15 protein-coding genes are annotated in these 14,133 nt (G+C 65.0%); 5 read left to right on the top strand and 10 right to left on the bottom strand.

Going from position 1 to position 14,133, the window contains the following annotated elements; genetic code table 11:
* Positions 1-3 precede the first annotated feature (3 nt).
* The 3 genes from CH292_RS07505 (at position 4) to CH292_RS07495 (ending at position 2,942) form a co-directional block, all read left to right on the top strand.
* A complete protein-coding gene (locus tag CH292_RS07505; protein WP_026348051.1) occupies positions 4-561 on the top strand; it encodes a type 1 glutamine amidotransferase domain-containing protein in 558 nt (185 codons plus the stop codon).
* Between the two features lie 8 nt (positions 562-569).
* On the top strand, positions 570-1,547 hold the full coding sequence (locus CH292_RS07500) for an iron-siderophore ABC transporter substrate-binding protein (RefSeq protein WP_094654428.1): 978 nt from the start codon (positions 570-572) through the stop codon (positions 1,545-1,547).
* 108 nt (positions 1,548-1,655) lie between these two features.
* Complete coding sequence (locus tag CH292_RS07495; RefSeq protein WP_019666559.1) at positions 1,656-2,942, top strand: lipase family protein; 1,287 nt, start codon at positions 1,656-1,658, stop codon at positions 2,940-2,942.
* A gap of 50 nt (positions 2,943-2,992) precedes the next feature.
* Here the strand turns inward: CH292_RS07495 and CH292_RS07490 are convergent, their stop codons facing one another.
* Positions 2,993-3,454 carry a PPOX class F420-dependent oxidoreductase gene (locus CH292_RS07490; RefSeq protein WP_019666560.1) on the bottom strand — a complete coding sequence of 154 codons (462 nt, stop codon included), beginning with the start codon at positions 3,452-3,454 and terminating at the stop codon, positions 2,993-2,995.
* Positions 3,455-3,532: 78 nt separating this feature from the next.
* On the opposite strand from CH292_RS07490, the gene CH292_RS07485 reads away from it, so the two are divergent.
* On the top strand, positions 3,533-4,402 hold the full coding sequence (locus CH292_RS07485) for a polyphosphate kinase 2 family protein (RefSeq protein ID WP_019666561.1): 870 nt from the start codon (positions 3,533-3,535) through the stop codon (positions 4,400-4,402).
* Positions 4,403-4,457: 55 nt separating this feature from the next.
* Here CH292_RS07485 and CH292_RS07480 read toward each other — a convergent pair whose 3' ends face one another.
* The 6 genes from CH292_RS07480 to CH292_RS07455 form a co-directional block, all read right to left on the bottom strand.
* A complete protein-coding gene (locus tag CH292_RS07480) occupies positions 4,458-4,712 on the bottom strand; it encodes a hypothetical protein (RefSeq protein ID WP_019666562.1) in 255 nt (84 codons plus the stop codon).
* 104 nt (positions 4,713-4,816) lie between these two features.
* A complete protein-coding gene (locus CH292_RS07475) occupies positions 4,817-5,857 on the bottom strand; it encodes an NAD(P)-dependent alcohol dehydrogenase (protein WP_020112551.1) in 1,041 nt (346 codons plus the stop codon).
* 120 nt (positions 5,858-5,977) lie between these two features.
* Positions 5,978-6,253, bottom strand: coding sequence for a hypothetical protein (locus CH292_RS07470; RefSeq protein ID WP_020112552.1), 276 nt, complete (start codon positions 6,251-6,253; stop codon positions 5,978-5,980).
* A 93-nt stretch (positions 6,254-6,346) separates the two neighbouring features.
* Positions 6,347-7,231: a 3-hydroxybutyryl-CoA dehydrogenase gene (locus CH292_RS07465; protein ID WP_019666565.1), complete on the bottom strand. Its 885-nt coding sequence runs from the start codon at positions 7,229-7,231 to the stop codon at positions 6,347-6,349.
* Between the two features lie 159 nt (positions 7,232-7,390).
* On the bottom strand, positions 7,391-8,680 hold the full coding sequence (aceA, locus tag CH292_RS07460) for an isocitrate lyase (protein ID WP_019666566.1): 1,290 nt from the start codon (positions 8,678-8,680) through the stop codon (positions 7,391-7,393).
* A gap of 433 nt (positions 8,681-9,113) precedes the next feature.
* A complete protein-coding gene (locus CH292_RS07455) occupies positions 9,114-9,512 on the bottom strand; it encodes a hypothetical protein (RefSeq protein ID WP_037182823.1) in 399 nt (132 codons plus the stop codon).
* Between the two features lie 174 nt (positions 9,513-9,686).
* On the opposite strand from CH292_RS07455, the gene ramB reads away from it, so the two are divergent.
* Positions 9,687-11,099, top strand: a complete 1,413-nt coding sequence (ramB, locus tag CH292_RS07450) for an acetate metabolism transcriptional regulator RamB (protein ID WP_020112553.1) — start codon at positions 9,687-9,689, stop codon at positions 11,097-11,099.
* 25 nt (positions 11,100-11,124) lie between these two features.
* Here ramB and CH292_RS07445 read toward each other — a convergent pair whose 3' ends face one another.
* Genes CH292_RS07445 through CH292_RS07435 form a run of 3 tightly spaced genes read right to left on the bottom strand, consistent with a single transcriptional unit; the run spans position 11,125 to position 14,125 of the window.
* Positions 11,125-12,255: an LLM class flavin-dependent oxidoreductase gene (locus CH292_RS07445; protein ID WP_094654427.1), complete on the bottom strand. Its 1,131-nt coding sequence runs from the start codon at positions 12,253-12,255 to the stop codon at positions 11,125-11,127.
* 16 nt (positions 12,256-12,271) lie between these two features.
* The gene (locus tag CH292_RS07440) at positions 12,272-13,090 is read right to left on the bottom strand and encodes an NADPH-dependent oxidoreductase (protein WP_019666570.1); all 819 of its coding nucleotides are present in this window, start codon (positions 13,088-13,090) and stop codon (positions 12,272-12,274) included.
* 45 nt (positions 13,091-13,135) lie between these two features.
* On the bottom strand, positions 13,136-14,125 hold the full coding sequence (locus CH292_RS07435; RefSeq protein WP_037182829.1) for an MBL fold metallo-hydrolase: 990 nt from the start codon (positions 14,123-14,125) through the stop codon (positions 13,136-13,138).
* Positions 14,126-14,133 lie beyond the last annotated feature (8 nt).

Below are 14,133 nucleotides of genomic sequence, written 5' to 3'. Positions count from 1 at the left end.
ACCATGAGCCCTTCGTTGACAGGACGCACGGTGGCCATTCTCGCTACCGACGGCGTCGAAGAAGTAGAACTGGTCCAACCTCGTGATGCGGTCCGATCCGCCGGTGGCACAACGACATTGATTTCGCTGACTCACGGGGACATTCAAGCGATGACCGGTGACGTCGACGCCTCCAACACGTTCGAGGTCGACGCTGTCGTCGCGGATGTGTCTCCCGAGGATTTCGACGCGTTGATTCTCCCCGGCGGGACCACCAACCCGGACAAGTTGAGAACCGACTCCGACGCAGTGGAATTCGTCCGCCGATTCGTGTCCTCGGGCAAGCCCGTCGCCGTCATCTGCCACGGTCCGTGGACCCTCGCGGAGGCCGACGTTCTCCAGGGCCGCACCTTGACGTCGTTCCCCAGTATCCGCACCGATCTGCGCAATGCGGGCGCGACCGTCGTCGACGAGGAAGTGGTGGTCGACGGAAATCTGATCTCGAGCCGTAACCCGGACGACCTCCCCGCCTTCTGCGCTGCACTGGTGGAACAGTTCTCGAAATCGGACACCGTAGGTTAGCGTTGCCTATGCGCACATCCCGCCTCGCTCTACTCGCCCCCGCGATCGCCGCGGTCGCGGCCCTCACGATGACCGCCTGCAGCAGCTCCGACTCGTCGGACACGGACACCGAGGGTGCCACCGTCTCGACCATCTTCGGCGACGTCACCGTTCCCGAGAACCCGCAACGCGTGGTGGCCCTCGGTTGGTCCGACGCCGAGACCGCACTCGCGCTCGGAGTGCAGCCGGTGGGAGCCAGTGACTGGCTTGCAGTCGGCGGAGACGGACTCGGCCCGTGGGTGGAGGAGTCCTACGACACGCCACCTACCATCCTAGGCACGTACGAGGTGGACATCGAGTCCGTGGCCGCGCTCGACCCGGACCTCATCCTGTGGACCCGCAGCACCAACGACCAAGCCACATACGACCAGTTGTCCGAACTCGCGCCGACGGTCGGGGCACCCGCCGGCACCGAGATCGCGTACGGCACCACGTGGGACGGTCAGACCGAACTGGTCGCCGAGGCACTCGGCAAGGAAGCCGAAGGCCGGACGCTCATCGACGAGACCAACGCCGCGTTCGACGCCGCAACAGCGGCCAACCCCGAGTTCGACGGCAAGAACGTCGTCGTCGGCACGCTGTACAGCGGGCAGTTGGGTGCCTACGTCGACGGCGATACTCGCGTCGAGTTCATGAAGCGGCTCGGCTTCGTCAACAAGCCGGAAATTCAGGCCCAGGCGTCGGACGGGAAGTTCGCCATCGACCTGTCCGCCGAGAACGCAGCCCAGCTCGACGCGGACCTGACCGTGATGTTCCCCATCGGCGAGACCGCTGACGCCATCGCGAACGACCCGTCGATCCAGGGTCTCCCGGTCGCCCGCGACGGGCGTCTGGTGGTTCTCGGTGACCTCGACCTCAGCAACGCCTTCTCGGCCGCCTCGGTTGCAGGTACCCGATACGCCCTCGAGAACGCTGTTCCGCTGTTCGCTGCTCCGCTGAAGGGCTGACGAACGACACTCCTGCGGCCTCGCCCCTCGACAGAGGGGCGGGGCCGCTCGTCGTTGCCCACCGAGAACGCTTTGGTTCCGCACTGCCGACCGTGGTTGGATCGACGCGTGTTCGGTTCTCGCGCTCCCCGGTTCCTGCCGGCGAAACCGACAGTGGGTCCGAAGGCCAGCGCGGCTGCGCTCGCCGTATGTGCAACCCTTGCGGCGGCGTGCAGCACCACCTCCGCCCAGCCGCACGCACCCTCACCCGCACACTCGGCCGCCCAGCCGCCTGCTTATTCGACGAGCATCCCCACCGCCACGGCCGAGACCGTCGCCGCGCGCGGAACCGTCGTGTCGAGTTCCACCACGACGCCGTTCGATCCAGCTCTGTTCCCGGCCGGCACCACCGCGGCGACTGTCGTGTACAACTCCGTGTCCGGCGTGGACGGCAGCCCGACCCAGGTGAGCGGCGCAGTGTTCGTCCCCGACGGCCCCGCCCCCGTCGGCGGGCGACCCATCGTGGCGTACGCGCACGGAACCGTCGGCATCTCCCCCGGGTGCGCCCCGTCCGAGAAGCGAGACCTCGCCGGAGACGCCGACGTGGTGTCACGCTTCCTCGAACGCGGATACGCCGTCGCATACACGGACTACCAGGGCTTGAGCAGCACCGTCGACTCGCCGCCACACCCGTATCTGGAACCTCGGACCGCAGCCTTCGACGTCATCGACTCCGTCCGCGCCGCCCGCAACCTCGACCCGCGCCTGTCGACACGATGGGTAGCCGTCGGCTGGTCCCAGGGCGGCCAAGCAGCGTGGGCTGCAAACGAATTCGACGACGTGTACGGCGACGGACTCGACCTGCGCGGCGCCGCAGTCCTGTCTCCAGCACTGGACATTTCGCCCGGAATCATCGAAGCCCAGAGCTCGGGAACATCAGGCGAAGCAGATGGCCAGCGGGCGGTGTACCCACTGATCGTCGAAGGCGCCGCCCGGGTCGACCCGTCCATCGACCCCGCCGACCACCTGCACGGTGCCCTCGCCGGCAACCTCGACCAACTCGTCGGATGCAACGCCGCGAGCAGCGAAGCACAAGCCGCCGCAGCCGCCGACGTCCAGCCAGGTGACACCACCGCATCGACTCCGGCAGCCGCCGAACAACTGACGCGCCGCATGCAGGAGTACTCGCTGCCCCGCGCAGCATCACCCGCACCGATTCTCGCCGTCTACGGCTCCGAGGACACCGTGGTGAAACCCGCCTGGACCGAATCCGCGCTCGGGCGAGCCTGCAGCCTCGGCGACACCCTGCTGGCCGTCCGCCTCGAAGGCCAAGGTCACGACGTCGACCCCGGCACCCTCGTCGAAACCTGGGTCGACGACCGCTTCACCGGCGGCCCCGCGCCCAGCAACTGCTGAGCCGTCACATACTCCCGTGCGGGCTTGTCACATTCTTCCCGGAGGGCTTGTCACATTCTCCCGGGCGGGAAGCCACCTTCGGCGACGGGGCCCCAGGATTCGATCGTGATGCGTATCAACGACTTTCCCTGCTTCACCATTGCCTCGCGGTACTCGTCCCAATCGGAATGCTCCCCGGCGATGCTGCGAAAGTACTCGACGAGCGGTTCGACGGCGTCCGGCACGTCGAGGATTTCAGCGGTTCCGTCGATCTGGACGTAGGCGTCGTTCCATTCGTCGGAATGAACGCAGACGGTGACGGCGGAGTTCCGCCGGATGTTGGCCACCTTGGCGCGTTCGGGGTACGACGCGATGACGATGCGGCCCTCGGAGTCGACGCCGGATGTCACCGGCGAAACCTGCAGGCCACCATCACGTTTGTGCGTGATGAGCGTGGAATGATGACGTGGGCGGACGAAGTCGAGCAGTTGTTCACGTGCGACGGATTCAGCAGTTGCCAGTTTGGGAGCCATGCCTCCAGGTTAGCCGCGCCGCGCGACGCCATCTCGGTTCTCGGCGGGTGGGGTCCCCGCTGCTACTAGGGTCCAATCATGGCAAAGCATTCGAAGAAGAGCGGCAACCTGTGGTCGACACCTGCGGCCGACATCCTCCGTGCGACCGACGAGACATCCGTCGCGGACCTGGACTGCTCACTGACTCCGGGTTTCGAGGGAAGCAAGACCGACGGGCAGGCGCTGCTCGCAGAGCGCGGCGAGGTGCTGTCGGCGTTGCAGGAGAAGCTGTACGCCAACGGCCGGACCGGTGACCTGCGCTCGATCCTGCTTGTACTTCAGGGCATGGACACCGCAGGCAAGGGCGGCATGGTGCGACATGTCATCGGAATGGTCGACCCGCAGGGCGTCGACCTGGCGTCGTTCGGAGTTCCGACGCAGGAGGAGAAGCAGCATCACTACCTGTGGCGCATCCGAAACGCCCTGCCGCGCGGTGGACGGATCGGTGTCTTCGACCGCTCGCACTACGAGGATGTGCTGGTCGTCGCCGTCCACGACCTTGTTCCGCGTCAGGTCTGGGAACCGCGGTTCGACGAGATCAACGCGTTCGAGAAGGAGTTGGTCGACGGCGGCACGCACATCGTGAAGGTTGCGTTGTTCGTTTCTCCGGAAGAGCAGCGAACCAGGTTGCAGGAGAGGTTGGATCGGCCGGACAAGCACTGGAAGTACAACCCGGGCGACGTCACCGAGCGCGGCTTTCTGCCGCAGTACCGCACCGCGTATCAGCGGGTCATCGACAGGACCAACACGGACTACGCGCCGTGGCACGTCATTCAGGCCGATCGGAAGTGGTACGCACGCTTGGCGGTGACCGAGCTGCTGATCGATGCACTGCAGAAGCTCGACCTCGAGTGGCCCGAAGCCGATTTCGACGTCGAGGTGGAGAAGCAGCGTCTCGCGGACAGCTAGCGACGGACCTCTCCGACGAGGTCAGGAGTCCGACGAGGTCAGGAGTCCGACTGGGTCAGGAGTCGGGGTGCCCTGTGCCGCCGACGAGACCCATCGCCGACGCCATTGCGACGACGCACACGCAACCGGCGATGACGGCGACGGTGCCGAGACCGTTGAAGGCCGACAGTGCGAACAGGACGAGCGCGAGCACACCGACGGTGACCAGTGCATACCGCGCGGCGCCGGGGTGGGCGCCGACCAGTGCGTGGCCGGCTGAGCTGTGCCCGGCTGCGGCCATCTTGCCGTGACGGCTGGAGGAAGTCTTCATGAAAGTGTCCTTTCCTTGCGGAGAACATCTTCCGACCCGACTTCGACGTTACGCCTGTGGGCGGCAGGTAGCGCCCGTCGCTACCTGCCGCCCACAGGAGTGGATCAGAAGGTGTTGGCGTCGATGACGAAGCGGTATCGAACGTCGCTCTTCAGGACGCGCTCGTAGGCTTCGTTGATCTTGTCGGCCGGGATGGTCTCGATTTCGGCACCGATGTGGTGTTCGGCGCAGAAGTCGAGCATTTCCTGGGTCTGCGCGATGCCACCGACCATCGAGCCTGCGAGGCTGCGACGGTTCGCAGCGAGCGTGAATCCGCGAACCTTGATGGGCTCCGACGGCAGTCCGAGGATGACGAGCGAGCCGTTGATCGCGAGCAGCGACATGTGCTTGTCCATGTCGATCTCGGCGGAGACGGTGTTGATGATCAGGTCGAACTCGCCGCGCAGCTTCTTGAACGTCTCCTTGTCGGAGGTCGCGTAGTAGTGGTCGGCTCCGAGGCGCTTGCCGTCCTCTTCCTTGCTCAGGGTCTGGCTCAGCACGGTGACCTCGGCTCCGAGGGCGTGGGCGATCTTGACGCCGACGTGGCCCAGTCCGCCCATTCCGATGATGGCGACCTTCTTGCCCGGGCCTGCACCCCAGTGCTTGAGCGGCGAGTACAGCGTGATGCCCGCACACAGCAGCGGTGCGGCGACATCGAGTTCGATGCCCTCGGGGATGGACAGCACGAAGCCCTCGGTCACGACGATGTGCGTCGAGTAGCCGCCCTGGGTGATCGACCCGTCGGCCTGCTTGGAGTTGTAGGTCTGGGTGACGCCCTTGAAGCAGTACTGCTCCTCGCCTGCCAGGCAGGCGTCGCACTCGCCGCACGAGTCGACGAAACAGCCGACGCCGACGCGGTCGCCGACCTTGTGCTTGGTGACGCCGGAGCCGACCTCGGCAACGATGCCTGCGATTTCGTGTCCCGGGACGACCGGGTAGGTGGTGCCGCCCCACTCGTTGCGGGCGGTGTGGATGTCGGAGTGGCAGATGCCGGCGAACTTGACCTCGATGAGGACGTCCTTGGGGCCTAGCTCGCGGCGGTCGATCGTCACCTTCTCGAGGGGTGCGTCGGGGGCTGTCGCTGTGTACGCGGTAGCTGAAGTCATAACTACATTGCTACCTACGCATCGGTAGCTTGGCAAACAGCCTTGGCGCGTTCGAGCAGGTGAAGGCGCCGCGAGCAGGGAATTCCCGATCGGCGGGAGGCGTTCGCTACATTCTCGGCGTCAGCTGTTGCGAGCGATGTTGTATCCGAGCCAGCCGACGTAGGCACCGAGGCCGAGCAGGCCGATCTTGCGTGTCTTCGGGTACGCGATGGCGGCTCCGACGACCAGTTCGGTTGCACCGTTGCGCGTGATCCAGTCGCGGGTGTCCTTCGGGAACGGCAGTTTGGTGATGGGCTCGAATGCCTCGGGAACCACGAAGTGCGCTGCGCCCGTCGCGGCCAGTCCGATACCGAACGCCTTCGGCAACACTCCACCGGACTTCTTCGACTTGCTCATCGCTCTCCCCTGACGTCGTCTGGCGCGCCGTGTGCGCACCACCAAGTTACTGCGGTCGGGAGTGGAAATGTATCCCGACACCTACATTTTCACTCACGAAGGCTCTTTCACTACCCGGCCGTTCTCGTACCGATAGAACCCTGCGCCTGTGCGTTTGCCGGTCGAACCCGATTCGACCATCCGAAGAAGCAACGGCGGGGCGGCGAAGAGTGGTTCGCCGAACTCGGCGTACATGGAATCGGCGATGGACTTGACCGTGTCGAGTCCGATCAGATCCGCGAGCGCAAGCGGCCCCATCGGATGCGCGAGACCGAGCACCGTCGCCTTGTCGATGTCTTCCTTGGAGGCAAATCCGGACTCGACCATCCGAACCGCGGAGAGCAGGTAAGGAATGAGAAGTGCATTGACCACGAACCCGGATCTGTCCGCCGAGCGGACGACCTGCTTGCCGAGTACGTCGCCGGCGAACTTCTCGGCGCGTTCGGCCACTGCGTCACTGGTTTTCACGGTGGTGACCAGCTCGACGAGAGGCAGAACCGGCACCGGATTGAAGAAGTGCAGCCCGACGACTCGGTCGGGCGAGGCCGTCGCGACACCGAGTTTCATGATCGGGATCGACGACGTGTTCGACGCGAGGACCGCGCCGGGGTCCGTCACCACTGCGTCCAGACGGGCGAAGATGTCGGACTTGATGTCCTCGTCCTCGGTGACGGCTTCCACGACGAGCTCTCGATCCGCGAAGTCGTCGAGATCGGTCGTGAAGCGTAGTGCGCACGCTGCCTGTTCGCGTTCGCGTTCGGTGATCTTGCCGCTGCTGACGCCACGGTCCAACGATCGCAGGACGCGCGTGCGTCCTGCGGTCGTCAGCTCGCGAGTGTGCTCGTAGACCAGAACGTCGAGGTGTGCCCGGGCGCAGACTTCTGCAATCCCGGCCCCCATCTGGCCGGCGCCGACAATCCCCACCCTCTCGACCGGCACGGCGGACTCCTTCGATGCGTACACGACAACAGCTGTAAGCGAGGTGGGGTAACTCCGGCCGGGTACCCCCAGAACCCGGGCGATACAGATCAGGCGGCCCGCAGCGAAACGCTGGGGCCGCCTGACTGATGTGCTGTGTATCCGGGGAGGCGGGCTAGCTCAGTGGAACTGGCCCTCTTCGGTGGATCCCTTCAGCGCTGCGGTCGAGGTGTTGGGGTCGACCGTGGTGGCGATGGAGTCGAAGTAGCCTGCGCCGACCTCACGCTGGTGCTTGATGGCGGTGAAGCCACGCTCTGCTGCAGCCTTGAACTCGCGCTCCTGCAGGTCGACGAACGCGGTCATGCCTTCGCGGGCGTAGCCGTGTGCCAGGTCGAACATGCCGTAGTTGAGCGAGTGGAAGCCCGCGAGGGTGATGAACTGGAACTTGAAGCCCATTGCTCCGAGCTCACGCTGGAACTTCGCGATGGTCGCGTCGTCCAGGTGCTGCTTCCAGTTGAAGGACGGCGAGCAGTTGTACGCCAGGAGCTGGTCCGGGAACTCGGAGCGAACCGACTCGGCGAAGTGCTTGGCGACCTCGAGGTCCGGCACGCCGGTCTCCATCCAGATGAGGTCTGCGTACGGCGCGTATGCCTTGGCACGCGCGATGCAGGGCTCGACACCGTTCTTGATGCCGTAGAAGCCTTCTGCCGTGCGGGTGCCGTCGAGGAACGGCTGATCGCGCTCGTCCACGTCGGACGTCAGAAGCGTTGCGGCCTCGGCGTCGGTGCGGGCGATGACGACGGTCGGAACGTCCGCGACGTCGGCGGCGAGGCGAGCCGAGGTCAGGGTGCGGATGTGCTGCTGGGTGGGGATGAGCACCTTGCCACCGAGGTGGCCGCACTTCTTCTCCGAGGCGAGCTGGTCTTCCCAGTGCGATCCGGCGACGCCGGCCGCGATCATGGCCTTCTGCAGCTCGTAGACGTTGAGGGCACCACCGAAGCCGGCTTCGCCGTCGGCGACGATCGGAGCGAGCCAGTTGTCGACGGTGGTGTCACCCTCGACGCGGGCGATCTCGTCGGCGCGCAGCAGTGCGTTGTTGATGCGACGAACGACCTGCGGCACCGAGTTGGCCGGGTACAGGCTCTGGTCGGGGTAGGTGTGTCCGGACAGGTTGGCGTCGCCTGCGACCTGCCAGCCGGAGAGGTAGATGGCCTTGAGGCCTGCGCGGACCTGCTGAACGGCCTGGTTACCGGTCAGTGCGCCGAGCGAGTTGATGTAGTCCTCGTTGTTGACGAGGTCCCAAAGAATTTCGGAGCCGCGGCGAGCAAGGGTTGCTTCCTCGACGACGGAGCCTTGCAGCTTGGAAACCTGCTCGGCGGTGTAGTTGCGCGTCACGCCCTTCCAGCGAGGGTTGGTGTCCCAATCCTTCTGGATTTCTTCTGTAGTTTTCGGGGTGCCGGTGGTCGACATCTCAGCTCCAGTCTCTATCGGATGTGCGATACGGCCGACTCGGTGCTCGAATTCTTCACATCGTTGCCAGGCCGTGCGGGTGTTCTTCCAAAGAGTGGCACACCCGAAAAGGGCCGTCCACCTGTTGCAAGTGCCAATCTTGGTTAGGTTTCAATCAAGCCTTGCTAACTTTGCGAAGATCGCCGTCGGATCACACCCGCCCGATCGGACAGCTTTGCTACTCGCCAGTAGGACGAAAGCGCAGTTCATGAACGCAATTTACGAAAACCGTCCGGCCATTCCAACCGGACAAACGTACTGTTTTCATGAAACCGTCTGAATCGAGCCAGAAGGCAGGCACTGTGACCAGTATCACATACTGCAATCGGAGCCTCGTACGACGAAAGCAGCCTCGGCACAGTGCCGAGGCTGCTTCCGGTGAGAGAGGGACGTGTCAGCTGCGCACCCGCACGCGTTCGGGCGACGACGCCACGAGCACACTCGGCCGAATGTCGCTACGACCGGTGGCCACGCCGAGAACGCCCATGACCGCGATGACGACGCCCCCGACGAGCGCGAACAGGTCTGCTGTCACGAGGCCTGCAGGGAACGCCAAAACCACGGGCGACAGGGCGAGAGCCGCGCCGAGCACGACGTGCGCCCAGTGACTCGACCTCGAGGCCGCGGACATCGCCCACAGCGCGGTGCCTGCGGCGAGCAGACCGAGAATCAGAATGGCCCCGGACACGCCGGTATCACCGTCGACCGGAAGCCAGATGGTCGACGCCACCAGAACGGTGCCTGCTACGAGTACGACGGCGTCGCGGACGAGTTCACGAAGATTGTCGGACATGATGGGCCTCCCTCTTAATTACTTATGCGAACCAACATCTATGGGTATACGCCTCCCGGCGCCCGGTTGTTCCGCTCGACCCCGAATTGTGATCCACGGGCCATCCGGAACTGCACGTGCGCACCGATCGGTGAAGCCTGTTAACGCCATTCTTCGCAGGCGTAACCTGAGCGCATGCCCAAGACGTTCGTCGGCGTGCGCCTGCGTCAACTACGCACGGAACGCAAGATGAGTCAGGTAGCTCTGGCCGGACAGCTCGAGATCTCCGCGAGCTACCTCAACCAGATCGAACACGACGTGCGGCCTCTCACCGTCCCGGTCCTGCTGCGGATTTCCGAGGTGTTCGGCGTCGACACGTCGTTCTTCTCGTCCGAGGACGACACCAGGCTGGTGGCCGAGCTGCGCGAAGTCGCGCTGGATCAGGACATGGGCATCGTCGCCGACGCGCACGAGATCGCGCAGATGGTGTCTTCCCATCCGCAGTTGGCGCGAGCGATGGTCAACATGCATCGTCGGTATCGCAACACCACCGCTCAGCTCGCCGCGGCGACCGAGGAGCGGTTCGCCGACGGTAGTGGCAGCGGGTCGATCAGCAAGCCGCACGAGGAGGTACGTGACTACTTCTATCAGCGACAGAACTATCTCCATGAATTGGACACAGCGGCAGAGGAATTGACGTCGCGGATCCGCTTCCATCGGGCCGACGTCGGTAACGAGATCGCCAAACGCCTACGCACGGTGCACGAGGTGCAGATCGTCAATCGGATCGATCTGGGCGAGAACGTTCTGCACCGGTTCGACCCGAAGACTCGGCTGCTGGAGATCTCGCCCCACCTGTCCGGCGGGCAGCGGGTCTTCAAGTTCGCGGCAGAATTGGCCTACCTGGAGTGCGCGGACCTGCTCGAGCAGATGGTCGAGGAGGGAGGCTTCACGTCCGAGGCGTCCAAGAAGCTCGCGAAGCTGGGGTTCGCCAACTACTTCGCCGCCGCGACCGTTCTGCCGTATCACCAGTTCCACGACATAGCCGAGGATTTCCGCTACGACGTGGAACGGTTGTCGGCCTTCTTCTCGGTGAGCTTCGAGACGATATGCCATCGCTTGTCGACACTGCAGCGGCCGAAGCTCCGCGGAGTTCCGTTCTCCTTCGTCCGCGTCGACCGCGCCGGGAACATGTCGAAACGACAGTCGGCGACGGGGTTTCATTTCTCGTCGAGTGGCGGAACGTGCCCGCTGTGGAACGTGTACGAGACGTTCGCCTACCCCGGCAAGATCATGACTCAGATCGCGGAGATGCCCGACGGGCGCAGTTACCTGTGGATCGCTCGGACCGTCGAGCGGCGCGCGGCGCGGTACGGCCAACCGGGCAAGACCTTCGCCATCGGACTCGGGTGCGAACTCCGCCATGCGGGCCGATTGGTCTACGCGGACGGGCTGGATCTACACGGGTCGTCGGTCGCCACGCCCATCGGAGCAGGCTGCCGTGTCTGCGAGCGGGCGAACTGCCCTCAACGCGCCTTCCCTCCCCTGGGCAAGGACCTGGACATAGACGAGCATCGAAGCTCCGTGTCTCCCTACCTCGTTCGCTGAGCGGCGTCGCCGCACTCGCAGCGGGTCAGGAGGCAGTGAATCCCTTGGCTCGGTCGGCGTCGAACGGACTCCACAGTGTCGTGGACAGTTCCTTCTTCACCAGAGGGATCACTTCCTCCGCGAAGCGGCGAAGCGTGTCCTTCTGCTGCTCGAAGTCCAGGACATGATTCACCGACACCGACTGCAGATCGTGCCCGTAACTGTCGTGGTAGTCGAGAATCTTCTCCGCAACCCTGTCCGGGGATCCCACCAGTGCCGGGCCGCGCTCGACAGCATCCTCGATGGTCCGGAAACTCGTCACCCTCCCCTTCGCGGCCGGGTCGTGCTTGCCACCGAGGTCACTCCGCAAGCTACGCTCCAGCCGCTTGTCCTGCTGGGCCACGAACCCTTCGTAGATCGGACGGAACTCGTCGGTCGCCTGTTCGGTGGTGTCGGCGAGGAACAGCCCGCCGGAACCCGATCCGACGTAGAGCTTCTCCGGGTCGTGGCCGTGCGCGAGGTACTGCTCCCGGTATCGATCGATGAGAACCTTGTAGTTCTCTCGCGGCTGCAGAGCGTTGGCGGTGACGATGGGATCTCCCCACTTCGCGGCCAGGTCCACCGCCTCCACCGACGTCGCGGATCCGTGCCAGATTCGAAACGGCCCGTCGAACGGCCGTGGAAGGGTGGTCGCGTCGACGAGTGGGTGCCGGTGCGTCCCGTTCCAGTCGACGTGCTCTTCACGAACGAGCCGCCGAAGCAGCTCGTAGTTCTCGGTGAGGTACTCGTACTGCTTGGAGATGTCGAGGCCGAACAGTGGGTACTGCAGTGCTTCGTTGCCTTTACCGATGACGGGTTCGAATCGTCCGCGGCTGAGTTGGTCGATCGTCGCGAAGTCCTCGGCGACACGGATCGGATCGAGGACGGCGACGACGGATACTCCGGTCGACAGCAGGATCCGGTCGGTCGCGTGGGCGATGGCACCGAGAATCACCGTCGGCGACGAGGACAGGACGTCCCCGGCGTGACGTTCTCCGACGGAGAAGGAATCGAAGCCGAGTTCTTCGGCGAGAACTGCCGTTTCGACGACGCGACCCAGCCTGTCCGACGGATGGACGACCTCCCCGGTCACCGGGTGCGGTGGGTTGAAGATGATGTCCAGAATCTGAAATCGCACGTCGAATGTCTTTCTGTTATTTGGAGAGCAAGCCGCGGGCGGAGAGTGAATCCCGAATGGTGTCGCGCCCTTTCAGCGATGTCGCGTCGCGCAGCCGCGCGAGCACGGCGGTGGTCCATGCCGTCGTGCGCCCCTGTTCGCGGTTGTACTCCCCCAGTCGTTCGTCGTAGACGTCGATGCCGGAGTCGGCCGTCTCGGCGTCGTAGACGTCGTGATGGAGAACCGACGCCAGCGGCAGTCGAGGCTTGATACCGGGACCGGTGCCGTCGGTGGCGACAGCGGAGCGGCCGACGGACAGCCCGAACACCGGGAACGCCGCGGGAGGCAGGTCGAGCTCGTCGGAGATCTCTTCGGGCGCGTTGCGGACGGCTCCCACGTACACCGTCCCCCAACCGAGTGACTCCGCGGCGACGACGGCGTTCTGCGCGGCCAATGCTGCGTCGATCGCGCCCAGGAGCGTCGAGTCCAGGTAATCGGCACCCTCCGACGGCACACCCCGGCGTTCGGCCAGGCGCCGGACACGGCCCAGGTCGGCGAGAAAAACCAGGAACACCGGAGCTTGGGCAATGAAGGCCTGGTCACCTGCCAGCGTCGCGATCCGTGCCTTGCGCTCCGGATCACGGACGGCGACGACGCTCCAGGCCTGCAGGTTGGACGACGTCGGCGCGGACTGTGCTGCTGCGACGATGGTCTCGATGGTGGCGGTGTCGATCGGGTCCGAGGTGAAACTGCGCACCGAGCGATGGGAGAGCAGCACCTCCAGCGTCTCGTTCCGGTGCGCGAGCTCGCGTAGGTCCGGGTCGCGGTAGCGCTGAAATACTGGAGCAGGAGTCACTCGGACGATGATTGCCGCGTCGGTGCAGCGTGCACAGTGTTGGACTCAGCGTGATTCTATTGCCCGCAGCAGCGCCCCTGCGTCGGCGAACGCTCGTGCGCGGCGCAGCAGGGTCGGCGGGGCTGCAGGCTCGCCCTTCCACAGGCGGTAGAGGGTGGACATGGTGAGCACGAGCCGTTCGGGCGAGCCCCACGCCTGATACGGCTGAAAGTCCCTCGACTGCATCATGTTTCGTGCCGCATGCGCATACTCGACACCGGCGTCGAAGTGTTGGCGGCCGGCGTCGTCGACCCAGGTCCAGTACTCGCGGACCGCGCGGATCTCGTCGGCACCGCACAGTGGTCCGTGACCGGGCACGTACACGGCGGCGTCGAGCGCCAGTAGATGATCGAGTGCGTCGATCCAGTTGGACAAGGGGCCGTGCCACAGGATGGGCGTCGAACCGATGAACAGTAGGTCACCGCTGAACACGACACCGACGTCGGGCACGTGGGCGATCAGGTCTCCCGCCGTGTGCGCGGGCCCCAGATATCTGAGTTGTACGGCTCTGGTTCCGACGTCGATCCGTTCCGTCACGTCGAAGGTGTGATTCGGTAGCCGCGGCGAGGTACGGGGAAAGGTCGCCCCGCCCCGCACACGGTCCATGTAAGTCCCGGTTGCTCCGACCGGCCCGGGCAACCGGCCCGCCAGTGCCCCCAACGACGCGAACAGGTGCACGCCCGACGGGGGCGTCTCCTCCTTCATCGCATGCAACGACGCTGCGCTCGTGATGATTCTGGCGTCCGACGGAACCGTGTCGTTGCCCCACCAATGGTCGCCGTCCGAGTGCGTGTTGACCACGTCGGTGACCGGTGATCGTCGTGTGAGAGAACGATTCTCGGACGCGATGGCGTCGGCCCTGCCCGTGTCCCAGACGGTGTCGATCACCATCGACGCCGCACCGTCGTCGACGATCAGGCCGGTGTTCGTCTGGCCCCAGCCTCCAGGCGTCCACAGGTGGGCCCAGGTGCCGTCGGCGATCTGCTGTGCGTTCATGCACTCGA

Source organism: Rhodococcus sp. 14-2470-1a, from assembly GCF_002259425.1.
Taxonomy (GTDB): Bacteria; Actinomycetota; Actinomycetes; order Mycobacteriales; family Mycobacteriaceae; genus Rhodococcoides; species Rhodococcoides fascians_E.
This window is presented reverse-complemented; position numbering and strand designations above follow the sequence as displayed.

Excerpts from the sequence above, each read along its gene's own strand:
- CH292_RS07490 (WP_019666560.1), bottom strand. The coding sequence starts at position 3,454 with ATGGCTCCCAAACTGGCAACTGCTGAATCCGTCGCACGTGAACAACTG.
- aceA (WP_019666566.1), bottom strand. The coding sequence starts at position 8,680 with ATGTCGACCACCGGCACCCCGAAAACTACAGAAGAAATCCAGAAGGAT.
- CH292_RS07470 (WP_020112552.1), bottom strand. The coding sequence starts at position 6,253 with ATGAGCAAGTCGAAGAAGTCCGGTGGAGTGTTGCCGAAGGCGTTCGGT.
- CH292_RS07435 (WP_037182829.1), bottom strand. The coding sequence starts at position 14,125 with ATGAACGCACAGCAGATCGCCGACGGCACCTGGGCCCACCTGTGGACG.
- CH292_RS07485 (WP_019666561.1), top strand. The coding sequence starts at position 3,533 with ATGGCAAAGCATTCGAAGAAGAGCGGCAACCTGTGGTCGACACCTGCG.
- CH292_RS07475 (WP_020112551.1), bottom strand. The coding sequence starts at position 5,857 with ATGACTTCAGCTACCGCGTACACAGCGACAGCCCCCGACGCACCCCTC.
- ramB (WP_020112553.1), top strand. The coding sequence starts at position 9,687 with ATGCCCAAGACGTTCGTCGGCGTGCGCCTGCGTCAACTACGCACGGAA.
- CH292_RS07480 (WP_019666562.1), bottom strand. The coding sequence starts at position 4,712 with ATGAAGACTTCCTCCAGCCGTCACGGCAAGATGGCCGCAGCCGGGCAC.
- CH292_RS07505 (WP_026348051.1), top strand. The coding sequence starts at position 4 with ATGAGCCCTTCGTTGACAGGACGCACGGTGGCCATTCTCGCTACCGAC.
- CH292_RS07500 (WP_094654428.1), top strand. The coding sequence starts at position 570 with ATGCGCACATCCCGCCTCGCTCTACTCGCCCCCGCGATCGCCGCGGTC.
- CH292_RS07455 (WP_037182823.1), bottom strand. The coding sequence starts at position 9,512 with ATGTCCGACAATCTTCGTGAACTCGTCCGCGACGCCGTCGTACTCGTA.